Origin of the sequence: Pseudomonas sp. R-28-1W-6, from assembly GCF_009799925.1 — a bacterium.
Taxonomy (GTDB): Bacteria; Pseudomonadota; Gammaproteobacteria; order Pseudomonadales; family Pseudomonadaceae; genus Aquipseudomonas.
Window position 1 is genome coordinate 359,752 of the sequence record NZ_WELK01000001.1, and the last position, 14,407, is coordinate 374,158.

The 14,407-nt window shown below is 64.8% G+C and carries 9 protein-coding genes and 1 riboswitch; of the genes, 8 read left to right on the forward strand and 1 reads right to left on the reverse strand.

The features are described 5' to 3' along the window. Positions 1-125: 125 nt before the first annotated feature. From tssI to F3I62_RS01630, 7 genes are all read left to right on the forward strand, one after another. The gene (tssI, locus tag F3I62_RS01600) at positions 126-2,495 is read left to right on the forward strand and encodes a type VI secretion system tip protein TssI/VgrG (protein ID WP_160487941.1); all 2,370 of its coding nucleotides are present in this window, start codon (positions 126-128) and stop codon (positions 2,493-2,495) included. Between the two features lie 19 nt (positions 2,496-2,514). Beyond that, positions 2,515-4,734: a phospholipase D-like domain-containing protein gene (locus F3I62_RS01605; protein WP_160487942.1), complete on the forward strand. Its 2,220-nt coding sequence runs from the start codon at positions 2,515-2,517 to the stop codon at positions 4,732-4,734. Positions 4,735-4,786: 52 nt separating this feature from the next. Further along, positions 4,787-5,617, forward strand: a complete 831-nt coding sequence (locus F3I62_RS01610; RefSeq protein WP_160487943.1) for a tetratricopeptide repeat protein — start codon at positions 4,787-4,789, stop codon at positions 5,615-5,617. 102 nt (positions 5,618-5,719) lie between these two features. Continuing rightward, positions 5,720-6,550: a tetratricopeptide repeat protein gene (locus tag F3I62_RS01615; RefSeq protein ID WP_160487944.1), complete on the forward strand. Its 831-nt coding sequence runs from the start codon at positions 5,720-5,722 to the stop codon at positions 6,548-6,550. Between the two features lie 31 nt (positions 6,551-6,581). After that, a complete protein-coding gene (locus tag F3I62_RS01620) occupies positions 6,582-6,791 on the forward strand; it encodes a hypothetical protein (RefSeq protein WP_160487945.1) in 210 nt (69 codons plus the stop codon). A 75-nt stretch (positions 6,792-6,866) separates the two neighbouring features. Beyond that, positions 6,867-8,195 (forward strand): tRNA 5-hydroxyuridine modification protein YegQ, encoded by a 1,329-nt coding sequence (yegQ, locus tag F3I62_RS01625; RefSeq protein WP_160487946.1) that lies wholly within the window; start codon positions 6,867-6,869, stop codon positions 8,193-8,195. A 92-nt stretch (positions 8,196-8,287) separates the two neighbouring features. Beyond that, positions 8,288-8,376, forward strand: a riboswitch (glycine riboswitch). A 118-nt stretch (positions 8,377-8,494) separates the two neighbouring features. Beyond that, complete coding sequence (locus F3I62_RS01630) at positions 8,495-9,115, forward strand: trimeric intracellular cation channel family protein (RefSeq protein WP_160487947.1); 621 nt, start codon at positions 8,495-8,497, stop codon at positions 9,113-9,115. Between the two features lie 6 nt (positions 9,116-9,121). Here F3I62_RS01630 and F3I62_RS01635 read toward each other — a convergent pair whose 3' ends face one another. Continuing rightward, complete coding sequence (locus tag F3I62_RS01635; RefSeq protein ID WP_160487948.1) at positions 9,122-12,001, reverse strand: bifunctional diguanylate cyclase/phosphodiesterase; 2,880 nt, start codon at positions 11,999-12,001, stop codon at positions 9,122-9,124. A 185-nt stretch (positions 12,002-12,186) separates the two neighbouring features. Here F3I62_RS01635 and uvrD point away from each other — a divergent pair, with 185 nt between their 5' ends. After that, entirely contained in the window at positions 12,187-14,397 is a 2,211-nt protein-coding gene (gene uvrD / locus F3I62_RS01640) for a DNA helicase II (protein WP_160487949.1), read from the forward strand. The last annotated feature ends 10 nt before the right edge of the window (positions 14,398-14,407 follow it).

Consider the following 14,407-nt stretch of genomic DNA (forward strand, 5'->3'; position numbering starts at 1 on the left):
CCCCCCGCGTCACGGCACGCCCGTGGCGCATCCCGGACAATGCACAGGCCTGCAGGAACGCAGACCGCACTACCCGCATCGGCCAGGTCTCCTGGCCGATGCCATTTCGGCAGAAGGAACAACGGATGTTCGCCCCAGCCAACCAGACCCATTTCAGCCTGAGCATCGAAGGCGTCGCGCACGACCTGCAGGTGCTCGAATTCAAGGGCTTCGAGGCCCTCAGCCAGCCCTTCGTCTTCACCCTGGAACTGGTCAGCGAACAGCCCGACCTCGACCTCGAAGGCCTGCTGCATCAGCGCGCCTTTCTCGCCCTGTCCAGCCAGGGCAATGGCATCCACGCCTACATCCACCAGGCGGGCCGTGGCGAATCCGGCAAGCGCCTGACCCGCTACCAGCTGGTCCTGCGCCCGCAGCTGGCCTACCTGGCGCACCGCACGAACCAGCGCATCTTCCAGCAGCTCAGCGTGGCCGAGATCATCGCCAGCATTCTGCAGGAGCATGGCATCGTGCAGGGCGCCTACCAGTTCCAGCTCGGCGCCAGCTACCCCAAGCGCGACTACTGCGTGCAGTACGACGAGAGCGACCTGCACTTCGTCCAGCGCCTGTGCGAAGAGGAAGGCATCCACTACCACTTCCAGCACAGCCCAGACGGCCATGTACTGGTCTTCGCCGACGACCAGACCGCCTTCCCGCGCCTGGCCCCGGTGGCCTACCAGCAGGACTCCGGCCTGGTCGCCGACGTGCCGGTGATCAAGCGCTTCGGCCTGCGCCTGGCCACCCGCACCAGCCGCGTCACCCGCCGCGACTACGACTTCGAGAAGCCACGCCTGCAATTGGAGGCCGCGCATAAAGGCGAGGCCAAGCCGGACCTGGAAGACTACGACTACCCCGGCCGCTTCACCGACCGCAGCCGCGGCAAACACCTGTCCCAACGCGCCCTGGAACGCCACCGCAGCGACTACCAGCTGGCCGAAGGCAGCAGCGACCAGCCCCGGCTGCTCAGCGGCCACTTCCTCGAACTGACCGCCCATCCGCGCGCCGACTGGAACCAGCTGTGGCTGCTCAATGAAATCCACCACGAAGGCAAGCAGCCGCAGGTGCTGGAGGAATCCGTCACCGACTTTCTCGGCGAAGCCCGAGCCGCCCTCAGCCCGGCTGCCGACAGCTTCCAGCAGGGCTACCGCAACCGCTTCAGCGCCACCCCCTGGGACATCCCCTACCGCCCGCCGCTGAACCACCCCAAGCCACGCATCCTCGGCAGCCAGAGCGCCGTGGTCACCGGCCCCAAGGGCGAGGAAATCCACTGCGACCAGTACGGCCGGGTCAAGGTGCAGTTCCACTGGGACCGCGAGGGCCAGGCCGACGACAAGACCAGCTGCTGGCTGCGCGTCTCCAGCAGCTGGGCCGGCGACCGCTACGGCGGCATCGCCATCCCGCGGGTCGGCATGGAAGTGCTGGTCACCTTCCTCGAAGGCGACCCCGACCAGCCCCTGCTCACCGGCTGCCTGTACCACGCCGAGCACGTGGTGCCCTACGACCTGCCGGCACACAAGACCCGCACGGTGTTCAAGACCCTCAGCTCGCCCGGTGGCGGCGGCTACAACGAACTGCGCATCGAAGACCGCAAGGGCCAGGAACAGATCTACCTGCACGCGCAGAAGGACTGGGACGAAAACGTCGAAAACGACCAGAAGATCCGCATCGGCCACGAGCGCCACGACACGGTCGAAGCCAACAGCTACACCGAGCTGAAAGCCGAGGAACACCGCACCACCCACGCCGACCGCAAGGTGGAAATCCGCGCCAACGACCACCTCACCGTGGCCAACAACCAGCACGTGAAGATCGGCACCGGCCAGTTCGTCGAAGCCGGCACCGAAATCCACCTCAACGCTGGCCTGAAGATCGTCCTCGAAGCCGGCAGCGAACTGACCCTCAAGGCCGGCGGCAGCTTCGTCAAGCTGGATGCCGGCGGCATCACCCTCAGCGGCGCGACGGTGAAGATCAACTCCGGGGGTTCCCCGGGGGCGGGCAGCGGCAACACCAGCATGCTGCCGATGATTCCGCTGCCAGCGGCAGCCGACAAGGCCGGCCAGCTTCTCAAGCAGGCGCTCTCGCAACCCGCCCCGGACGTCATCCACAAACTGAGCCTGCTGATCAGCCCGCTGCCGGGACACCGGGGCTACAAGGACGAGCCCTATACCCTGTATGCCGATGGGCGACAGATCCAGGAAGGACTGACCGGCAAGGACGGCCTGCTGGTCTTCGACCACCTTCCCGGTACTCGCCAGTACTCGGTCGAACTGGTCAACGGCCATCGCTTTGACGTCGATGTCAGTGAAGAGCCGGAAGAGACCGCCGTACCGCTGGCAGAAAACCTGGCCCGCCGCGGCTACCGCGACTATCAGGCCCAAGTCGAACAACTGCAGCCGCTGCAATCGGCAGAAGACTATCGCCTCGCCTCCTGGAACCCCACGGGCGAAACCAAGGCGTGAGTGCACGCAAGGAAGCAACATGACCACGGACTACAGCTCTCAGGCCCTGAAGCTCAATATCAAGCAGTACAAAGACGGCAACACGACCATGGACTGGTTCGCGCGCAAGGCACTCTACCCGCCACGCGCCGGCATCGAGATCACGCCATTGATCAATGGCGAGGCCGCCTTCGGCGCGGTGCATGACGCCATCCAGTGCGCCCAGAAGAGTGTCGAGATCATTTGCTGGGGCTTCGACCCGGCCATGCGCTTCAGACCTGAAGGTGATCGCATCGGCGAACTGTTGGATCTGCGCGGACGCTTTGGCGTCAAAAGCCGGGTGCTGATCTGGAAGAACCCGCTGGCCAACATCATGGAAAACACCGTAATCGGTGATGGCCTGATGGGCTCGGGAGGTACTGCCGCCGGCTCTGGGGTTACAGCCGGAAGGCCGGCCAAGCAACCGGAGGAAATAACCCGACTGCAGATGCAGCGCCAGCACAACCAGGCCACCATCGAACGCCTCCAGGCAACGCTGGAGAGCTCTCGGCAACGCCGCCTACGGGGTGAGCTGCCCAGCTACGACTCCGCCATGGAGCGCGATACCCAGGGGCGCATTGCGCAGCTGGAAGGAGAAAACCGGGCCATCGACAAACGCATCGAAGAAGTTACCGATGCCACCACCGGCTATGGCGGCATGTCCGGCTCAGGCGGCCCCAAACTCGACCCGCAGGACCAGGAATTCACCCGCAACTGGTTCCGCCGCGTGCACAAAGGCTGGATGCAGAACGTCGAATTCCGCACCCGCGACTTCAGCTTCGTCAAAGGCCTGATGCCGATCTTCGGCGGCGACACCTTTCGCCTGGAGTCGGACCGCTTCAGCATCCTCACCCGCCTGCTGTCGGGTGAAGCCCCCGATCTCAACTACAAGCAGATCCTGGCCCTGACCTTCTTCGCCAGCCACCACCAGAAGATGGTGCTGGTGGACTACGAAGACCCGGCCACCGCTGTCGGTTTCGTCATGGGCCACAACATGCACCGCAACTACTGGGATACCAGTGCCCACCTGTTCGACGACCGTGCAGCTCGACGCACTCCCGGCTTCGGCCCCTGGCAGGACATTTCCACAAAAGTTCGCGGGCCGTTGCTGCATGATCTGAACGACAACTTCAGCAGTGCCTGGGACAGGGAAACCTTCTGGATCAAACGCTGGTTCACCGACGGCCTCAAGGAGCAGCGCAAGGCCATCCTCCCAGATGTGTTCACACCGCATGGTTCAAACATTGCGCAGGTCATCCGCACCCAGCCGCAAGAGAATGACGAGACTTCGATTCTCGAGGCCTATCACAAGGCCATCGGCAACGCGCGCAACTACATCTACATGGAAAACCAGTACTTCCGCTATCCAGAGTTCGCCCAGCAGTTGCGCACGCTGGCAGCCGCCTACAAGGAGCGCGGACGCAAGGATGACCTCTACCTGTTCGTGACCACCAACAACCCCAACGGCGGTTTCTACTCCAGCTCCACCTACAGCATGATGCAGGAACTCGGTCAGGAGCAGCTGATGCCCCAGGCCCAGCGCGACCTGGCCGAAAAACTGATACGCAAACGCCGGCGCCTGGCCGCCATCAAAGCCGACACCAGCGGCCGCTCCGATGAACAGGCGCGTATTCCTCAATTGGAGCGCGAGATCGCCGAGCTGGAAGCCCAGGGCATCACTCCCGAAGTGGAGGAGCGTCTGGGCGGATTGAAAGAAACCGACATCCCCGAACTGGCCAAACCGAAAGAGGGCGAAGACGAGGATGCCAAACCCTATGAGCTCGAGGAGCTTCCGGGTCTGAAAGTCGTCATCGGTACTCTTACCGCCTGCTCACCGGAGCCGGGAAGCCGATTGCCGCAAGGCCAGCAGGTACGCTTTCGCGATATCTATATCCACTCCAAGCTACTGGTGGTGGACGACGTATTCAGCCTGGTCAGCTCCGCCAATATCAATGCCCGCAGCATGCATACCGACTCGGAACTTGGCGTGTGCTCGCCTGATCCCAAGCTGGCCAGGCATTTTCGCGAAGAGCTTTGGAGGCTGCATGCGAAGAAAACGCCCGATGACCCTTCCGGTCACTGTGACGCCGCCACGAACTTCTCGATATGGACCGAAGTAATGAATGAGAACTGGAGAAATAAAAACCGACGCATACCTCTTATGGCTCATTTAACCCGCTTCTGGGATGTGGAGACGCCCTATGCGACTGCGGCTGACTAGAACGCTAACGACTTTTTTCTTCATCCTTGTTGCCATACATGGAGTACCGGCCATGGCCTATCCCACATTTACCTGTGCCTACGAAAAGGACCATAACCCCCCACTGGATGCCGAAGCCGACACCTGGTTTCAGGAAGCCAGGAGCCTTGAAAAAGAGCTGCGCGACTGGCCTCGCGTCGTCGAGCTCTATGAAAAGGCCATTGCCAAGGATCACTGGAAGGCCATGCACAACCTGGCTCGTCTATACCGCACCGGCTGGCCGGGCCGACCCGGGGTGAAGAAGGACACTCAAAAAATGCTCGACCTCTATGAGCGGATGGTTGAACTCAAAGTACCGCTCGGCTACTACAACTGGGCCGTCGCAGCCGAACGCGGTAAAGGCATGCTGCGCGACGAACGCATGGCCAGTTCCTATATGTTCCAGGCAGCGCAGCTGGGCAGTCCGCAGGCTCAGGTCGCACTAGGTAATTACTTCGCCTTTTCTCTGCCGCGGGAGAAACAGGACGATCCGATGGCTGAGCAGTATTTCCAATGTGCGGGCGCCCAAGACAATACGGCGGCACTCCTGGAGGCAGCTGCTTTCTACAACACGGCGAAAGCAAATTATCCACGCGCATTGTTCTACTACCAACGCGCTGCCTCTCTGGGAAGCCCCGAAGGATTCATGCGCCTAAACTGGGTGTTCGATCCAGAGTCTGAACCGGGCTTCACATTGGGCTACAAACCCGACAAGCAGCTCGCCGAGCTCTACAAGGCGCACATGTATCAAGTACGCGATAACCCGGAGCTGCGCTTCCCCAAGCTGGCCAAGGAGCACCCTCTGCCTCCTCATCCTGAGCAAGGTCTTGATGCCGAACATCCGGATCGCCGCTTCGCGCTTTGACCCGTTTCTGGGATGTTGGGACGCCCTATGCAACTGCCGCCGATTAAGGCCCTGATACGAGGCCTTTCCTTTCTTTTACTGTCTCTGGGTGGAGTGCCTGCCATGGCTTATCCGGCATTCACCTGTACCCACGAGAAAGACCATAACCCGCCGCTGGATGCAGAAGCCGATGCCTGGTTTCAGGAAGCCAGAAGCCTCGAAAAAGAGCTGCACGACTGGCCCCGCGTCGTCGAGCTCTATGACAAAGCCAGCGCCAAGAATCACTGGAAGGCCATGCACAACCTGGCGCGCCTCTACCGTACCGGCTGGCCAGGCCGCCCCGGGGTGGAGAAAGACACCCAGAAAATGCTCGACCTCTACGAACGCATGGTCGAACTCAAAGTGCCGCTGGGCTACTACAACTGGGCCGTCGCTGCCGAACGCGGTAAAGGCATGCTGCGCGACGAACGCATGGCCAGTTCCTATATGTTCCAGGCAGCGCAGTTGGGCAGTCCGCAGGCCCAAGCGGCACTTGGCAACTACTTCGCTTTTTCATTGCCTCGTGAAAAACAGGATTATCAGGTGGCTGAGACGTATTTCCGCTGTGCGGGAGCTCAAAACAACCCAGAAGCGTTGATCGAGACCGCCGCCTTCTACAAGATCGCTAGAGATAACAAACCACGCGCTTTGTTCTACTACCAGCGTGCAGCGTCATTCGGTGACACCTCCGCGATCAGCACATTGAGCAGCGCGTTCAACCCAGACAGTTCTCCGGGCTTCACCCTTGGCTACAAAGCCAACAATGAACTGCACGAGTTCTACGAAAGGCTCTATGCACAAGTACGCGACAACCCGGATCTGCGCTTCCCCGATCTGGCCAAGGAGCACCCTCTGCCTCCTCACCCTGAACAGGGCCTCGATGCCGAGCACCCGGATCGCCGCTTCGCACTTTGATCCCCCTCAAACCCTCCAAGGAATGGAACCCATGAAAAGCCCCCTTCTCATCGCAACACTGGTGGCATTGGCCCTCTCAGCCCTGTGCTTCCTGCTGGGCGGTGCCGGCGTAGCGGGCGCCGTTACCGGCGGCGGGCAGGTCGGTGGTGCTGTCGGCGGGCTGTTCTTCCTCGCCAAGGTGCTGCTGGGTTTGGCCCTGGTGCTCGGGGCGCTCTGGCTGGTGCGCTCGCCGTCACGCTGAAAACTGCCCTGGATCAAGATCCAGCCCAGCGGCGTCGGGCATCATCTGCGCCCCGTTTTCGACGCAAGCGCCGCCATGATCCCGCTCCACGCCCCCGAACTGCTCTGCCCCGCCGGCACCCTCAAGGCCATGCGCTATGCCTTCGCCTATGGCGCCGATGCGGTGTATGCCGGCCAGCCGCGCTACAGCCTGCGCGTGCGCAACAACGAGTTCGACCACGCCAACCTGGCCATCGGCATCAACGAGGCCCACGCCCAGGGCAAGCAGTTCTACGTGGTGGTCAATATCGCGCCGCACAACGCCAAGCTGAAGACCTTCCTCAAGGATCTCGAGCCGGTGGTGGCGATGGGGCCGGATGCGCTGATCATGTCCGATCCGGGGCTGATCATGCTGGCGCGCGAACATTTCCCGCAGATGCCGATCCACCTGTCGGTGCAGGCCAACGCGGTGAACTGGGCCAGTGTGGAGTTCTGGCGCCGCCAGGGGCTCTCGCGGGTGATCCTGTCGCGCGAGCTGTCGCTGGAGGAGATCGGCGAGATCCGCCAGCAGGTGCCCGGCATGGAGCTGGAAGTGTTCGTCCACGGCGCCCTGTGCATGGCCTATTCCGGGCGCTGCCTGCTGTCCGGCTACATCAACAGGCGCGACCCCAACCAGGGCAGTTGCACCAATGCCTGCCGCTGGCAGTACCAGGCCCACGAGGGCGAGCAGAACGAGCTGGGCGAGATCGTGCGCAGCTGCGGCGCCCAGGCGGCGCCGACCCTCGGTGCCGGGCCGAGTACCGAACAAGTGTTCCTGCTGGAAGACAGCAGCCGACCCGGCGAGCTGATGGAGGCCTTCGAGGACGAGCACGGCACCTACATCATGAACTCCAAGGACCTGCGCGCCGTGCAGCACGTCGAGCGCCTGGTGCAGCTGGGCGTGCATTCGCTGAAGATCGAGGGCCGCACCAAGAGCCACTACTACGTGGCGCGCACCGCCCAGGTGTATCGCCAGGCGATCGACGACGCCGTGGCCGGGCGGCCATTCGACCGCAGCCTGATGGACGACCTGGAGTCGCTGGCCAATCGCGGCTACACCGAGGGCTTCCTGCGCCGCCACGTGCATGACGAGTACCAGAACTACCAGCGCGGCAACTCGTTCTCCGAGCGCCAGCAGTTCGTCGGCGAGCTGACCGGCGAGCGCCGCGGCACGCTGGCCGAGGTCAAGGTGAAGAACCGCTTCGCCGTCGGCGACCGCCTGGAGCTGATGACCCCTCGGGGCAACTTCGGCTTCACCCTGGAGAGCCTGGAGAAAGCCAATGGCGAGGCGGTGGGCGTGGCGCCCGGCGACGGCCACATCCTCTACCTGCCGCTGCCGGCGCAGATCGACCCGCGCTATGCCCTGCTGATGCGCCATCTCGACTGAGCCGGGGCGGTTCGCGGCTGAAGCCGCTCCCGCGCGGACGGCATGGCTGGCCAAAGGTCTGAGGGGACAAGCGCCGGCGCAGCCCCTATAATCCGCGCCCCGCAGGAGAGTGGGGGCCCCGGGCCCTCCGCCGAAGGCGCAAACTCCCATAATCGCTCAGGCTCAGAACTGCGGATTCCATACCAGCCGACTGGAGAGCGGTTGCCCAGGCAACCCACCGAAGGGGCAAGCGGCCCGGCGCCGCACAAACTCTCAGGTACACAGGACAGGGGGAGAGGCGCCTGACGCAGGAATTCTGTGTGCTGACCTATGCCTATCTGATTGCCATTACCGCCGAAGCCATGTCCGGAGCGCTCGCCGCCGGGCGCCGCAACATGGACCTGTTCGGCGTCAGCCTGATCGCCTTCATCACCGCCCTGGGCGGCGGCACCGTGCGCGACATGCTGCTCGGCAACTTCCCGGTGAGCTGGACGCAACACCCCGCCTACATCTACCTGACCGTATGCGCCGGCCTGTCGACCATGCTGGTCGCGCGCTTCATGCATCACCTGCACCGGCTGTTCCTGCTGCTCGACGCCATGGGCCTGATCGCCTTCACGGTGATCGGCTGCAACGTCGCCCTGCGCCTGGGTTATTCGCTGCCGGTGGTGGTGATGGCCGGGATCATCACCGGCATCTTCGGCGGCATCCTGCGCGACATCCTGTGCAACCGCACGCCGATGGTGCTGCGCAAGGAGCTGTACGCCAGCGTCTCGCTGCTGGTCGCCCTGCTCTACCTGGGCCTGCGCCACCTCGGCGTGGCCGAGGACCTCAACCTGCTGGCATCCTTCGTCTTCGGCCTCAGCGTGCGCCTGGCGGCGATCCGCTGGTCCTGGTCGCTGCCGGTGTTCTCCTACAGCGAGGAGCGCTGGGACAACTGACCCGGTTCAGCAGATCGCCGCATGGGCGCGCAGCAGCTCGGCGAACTGCTCGGCCGGCAGCGGCGGGCTGATCAGGAAGCCCTGGATCTCGTCGCAGCGCTGGGCCTTGAGGAAATCCATCTGCGCCTGGGTTTCCACGCCCTCGGCGACCACCTTGAGCTCCAGGCCGTGGGCCATGGCGATGATCGCCCGGGTGATCGCCGCATCCTCGCCACCGATCGACAGGTCACGGACGAAGGTCTGGTCGATCTTCACGTAGTCCACCGGGAAGCGCTTGAGGTAGCTGAGCGAGGAATAGCCGGTGCCGAAGTCGTCGATCGCCAGCTTGACGCCGAAATCACGCAGCTGCTGGAAGGTGGTGATGACGTTCTCGACGTTGTCCAGCAGGTGGCTCTCGGTCAGCTCCAGCTCCAGCAGGCGCGGCGGCAGGCCGGTCTCGTCCAGCACCTGATGCACCAGGCCGACCAGGTTGCCCTGGCGCAGCTGATGCACCGACAGGTTGACCGACACGCGCAGGTCAGCCAGCCCCTGGCGCTGCCACTCACGGGCCTGCAGGCAGGCCTGGCGCAGGACGAACTCGCCGATCGGCGCGATCAACCCGGTCTCCTCGGCCAGCGGAATGAAGTCGCTCGGCGGCACCAGGCCCAGCTCCGGGTGGCGCCAGCGCACCAGCGCCTCGGCGGCATTCAGGCTGTCGTCGGCCAGGCACAGCTTGGGCTGGTAGAACACCTCCAGCTGGCCGTCGCTGATCGCCTTGCGCAGCTGGTTCTCCAGTTGCAGGCGCTCCAGGGTGCAGGCCTGCAGGTTGTCGGTGTAGAACTGGAAGGTGTTGCCGCCCAGGTGCTTGGCATGCTGCACGGCCATGTTGGCCTGGCTGATCAGCGCGGAGATTTCCCGCGCGTTGTCCGGCAGCAGGCTGATGCCGATGGAGGCGCTGAGCACCAGCTCGTGGCCGCCGACATCCATCGGCGTGCGCAACTTGCTGAGCAGGCGGCTGGCGGTGCGCGCCAGGGTCGACAGGCTGCCGAAATCGTCGAGCAGGATGGCGAATTCGTCGCCGGACAGCCGCGCGATGGTGTTGGCCTCCGACGCGGCCTGGGTCAGGCGCCGCGCCATCTGCCGCAGCAGCTGGTCGGCCACCTCATGGCCGAGGCTGTCGTTGAGCAGCTTGAAGCGGTCCAGGTCGATATGCAGCATGGCCAGGCTGCGCCCGCTCTGCCGCGCGCACTCGCCGGCCTCGTGCAGGCGCTCGCGAAACAGCGTGCGGTTGGCCAGGCCGGTCAGCTCGTCGTAATGCGACAGGTAGCGCAGGCGCTCCTCGGTCTGCCGGCGCGCCGACAGGTCGGAGAAGAAGCCGACGATATGGCTGACCTGGCCGCGCGCGTCGCGCACCACGTTGAGCTGCAGCCACTGCGGGTACAACTCGCCATTCTTGCGCGTCTCGATCAGCTCGCCGCGCCAGCAGCCGTGCAGCTCCAGCTCCTGGCGGATCAGCTGGTACTGGCGGCGCGCGTCGCGGCTGCTGATCAGGGTCGCCACGCTGCGCCCGAGCACCTCGTCCTTGCGGTAGCCGGTGACCTGGCTGAACGCCTGGTTGACCGACAGCAGCAGGTAGTCGGCATCGAGGATGACGATGCCCTCGCTGGTCGCCTCGAACACCGTGGCGGCCAGGCGCTGCTGCTCGTCGCGCTGGCGGCGCCCGGTTATGTCGCGGCGGGTGCCGAGCATGCGCAGCACCTGGCCCTGCGCGTCGCGCTCCACCGCCCGGCCGCGGTCCTCGACCCAGCGCCAGCGGCCGTCGGCGTGGCGCACGCGGTATTCCACGCAGTAACCGTCGGTGCGGCCCTTGAGGTGCTCGACCAGGGCGCGGCGCAGCAGCGGCAGGTCGTCCGGATGCAGGCGCGGCTTGAGGTGGCTGAGCACGCCCTTCACCTGCTCCTGGCTGATGCCGAAGATGCTTTCCAGGTGGCTGTGGTGCACCTGGTCGGTCTGCAGGTCCCAGTCCCACAGGCCCAGCTCGCTGGCCTCCAGGGCCAGGGCCAGGCGCGCCTCGCTCTTGCCCAGGGCATGGCTGGCATCGTCCAGCTCCAGGGTGCGCTGGGCCACGCGGATTTCCAGCTCGCCATGGGCCTGGCGCAGCTCGCGCTCGGCGCGGCGGCGCTGCTCCACTTCGCGGGCCAGCTCCTGGTTGAGCCCCTCGGCGCTTTCCCGCGCCTGTTCCAGGCCGCTGATCAGGGCCTGGTTCTGGAAGCGCTGCAGCAGGCTGCGCTGGACCAGGCGATTGACCTGCCAGGCCACCACGCACAGGCTCAGCAACAACAGCAGGCCCAGCGCGCCCCAGGCCTGCAGCCTCGGTTGCGCACTCAGCAGGGTGTAGGCGATGAACGGCAGCAGGCACGGCAGGGCGAAGACCAGGAAGGCCGATCGGCTGACGGCATAGGCGACGCTGGCGAACAGGATGGCCGCGGCGATCAGGCCGTAGACCAGCGCCTGCAGCAGGAAGCGGTCGCCCGGCACCAGCACCACCGCGGCAAACGCCAGGGTCAGGCCGGACAGCCCGGCACCGAGCAGGAACATCTGCCGCCACTGCGGGCTGGCCTGGCGCGCAGGCGCGGCGTTATTGAAGGAGGCCATCTGGATCAGGCGCAACACCGCCAGCAGCACCACCCAGACCAGCCAGCCGGCCAGCAGCAGGCTCTGCTCGCCGCCCCACAGCAGGCCGGCACAGACCAGCGCGTTGAGCAGCATGAACAGGGTGGGCACCTGGGAGCCCTGATAGAGCAGGCGCGTCTGTTCGGCCGCTATTTCACTGGCGAACTGCTGGCGAATGGCGCGCGCATCATCGAACGACAGGGATGCCGTCGATCCTGTTACGGGGGTGGTCATAGGCGATTTTCTTGTAATGGTTTGCCCGACTTTTCCCGAGCATACCCGAGCTAGAGCGTCTGCCAAAGCCTTTTGCGGGCTTGGCAGAAGCGCGCACCGACAAATGGCGCACAGCTGTTCACTGACTGATCGGTTCAATTCGGTCACGGTTTGCCGCCCCCTGCCCCGGCCCGTAGAATGCCGCGATGCACAATGATCCCGCCCGTCTCGACCCAGAACTTCTCCTCGCTTCCCTCAACGATGCGCAGTGCCAGGCCGTGGCCGCCCCGCTCGGCCGCCAGCTGGTGCTGGCCGGCGCCGGCTCCGGCAAGACCCGCGTGCTGGTGCACCGCATCGCCTGGCTGATCCAGATCGTGGGCGCCTCTCCCTACAGCATCCTGTCGGTGACCTTCACCAACAAGGCCGCGGCCGAGATGCGCCAGCGCATCGAGCAGATGCTCGGCCTCAACCCCAACGGCATGTGGGTCGGCACCTTCCACGGCCTGGCCCACCGCATCCTGCGCGCCCACTGGCAGGAAGCCGGGCTGGCAGAAAACTTCCAGATCCTCGACTCCGACGACCAGCAGCGCCTGGTCAAGCGGGTGATCCGCGAGCTGGGCCTGGATGAGCAGCGCTGGCCGGCCAAGCAGGCGCAGTGGTTCATCAACGGCCAGAAGGACGAAGGCCTGCGGCCGAAGAACATCCAGGCCGGCGGCGATCTGTTCCTCGCCACCATGCTGAAGATCTACGAGGCCTACGAAGCGGCCTGCGCGCGCACCGGGGTGATCGACTTCGCCGAGCTGCTGCTGCGCGCCCTCGACCTGTGGCGCGACAACCCGGGCCTGCTGGCGCACTACCAGCAGCGCTTCAAGCACATCCTGGTCGACGAGTTCCAGGACACCAACGCCGTGCAGTACGCCTGGCTGCGCTTCCTCGCCAAGGGCGGCGAGAGCCTGATGGTGGTGGGCGACGACGACCAGTCGATCTACGGCTGGCGCGGCGCCAAGATCGAGAACATCCAGCAGTACAGCAGCGACTTCCCCGACGCGCAGATGATCCGCCTGGAGCAGAACTACCGCTCCACCGCCGGCATCCTCAAGGCCGCCAACGCGCTGATCGCCAACAACAACGGCCGGCTGGGCAAGGAACTGTGGACCGACGGCGACGACGGCGAGCCGCTGTGCCTGTACGCCGCCTTCAACGAGCACGACGAAGCGCGCTACGTGGTCGAGAGCATCGAGCGGGCATTGAAGACCGGCCTCAGCCGCAGCGAAATCGCCATCCTGTACCGCTCCAACGCCCAGTCGCGGGTGCTGGAAGAGGCCCTGCTGCGGGAAAAAATCCCGTATCGCATCTATGGCGGCCAGCGCTTCTTCGAGCGCGCCGAGATCAAGAACGCGGTGGCCTACCTGCGCCTGCTCGACGGCCGGCACAACGATGCCGCCCTGGAGCGGGTGATCAACGTGCCGACCCGCGGCGTCGGCGAGAAGACCATCGAGGCGATCCGCGAACACGCGCGCCACAGCGAGCTGTCGATGTGGGCGGCGATGCAGCAGCTGATCGCCAACAAGGCCCTGCCCGGCCGCGCCGCCGGCGCCCTGGCCGCCTTCGTCGAGCTGATCGAAAACCTCGCCGCCAAGACCCTGGACATGCCGCTGCACCTGATGGCGCAGACGGTCATCGAGCAGAGCGGGCTGATCGCCTGGCACCAGGCCGAGAAAGGCGAGAAGGCCCAGGCGCGGGTGGAAAACCTCGAGGAACTGGTCAGCGCCGCGCGCAACTTCGAGAATAACGAGGAAGAGGAAATGAGTCCGCTGGCGGCCTTCCTCACCCACGCCTCCCTGGAAGCCGGCGACACCCAGGCCGACGAGCACGAAGAAAGCATCCAGCTGATGACCCTGCACAGCGCCAAGGGCCTGGAATTCCCCATGGTGTTCCTGGTCGGCATGGAAGAAGGCCTGTTCCCGCACAAGATGAGCCTGGAAGAACCCGGCCGCCTGGAGGAGGAACGCCGCCTGGCCTATGTCGGCGTGACCCGCGCCATGCAGCACCTGGTGCTGACCTACGCCGAGACCCGCCGCCTGTACGGCAGCGAGACCTACAACAAGGTGTCGCGCTTCGTCCGCGAGATTCCACCGGCGCTGATCCAGGAAGTGCGCCTGTCCAACAGCGTCAGCCGCCCTTACGGCAGCGGCAGTTCGAGTAGCGGCAGCACCAGCAGCATGAGCATGTTCGCCAACGCCGAAGTCCCGGATACCGGCTTTCGCCTCGGCCAGCACGTGCGCCACGCGCTGTTCGGCGACGGGGTGATCCTCAACTTCGAGGGCAGCGGCGCCCAGGCGCGGGTGCAGGTCAACTTCGAGGCCGAGGGCAGCAAGTGGCTGATGCTCGGCTACGCCAAGCTGGAGGCGCTGTAACAGCTCTGCC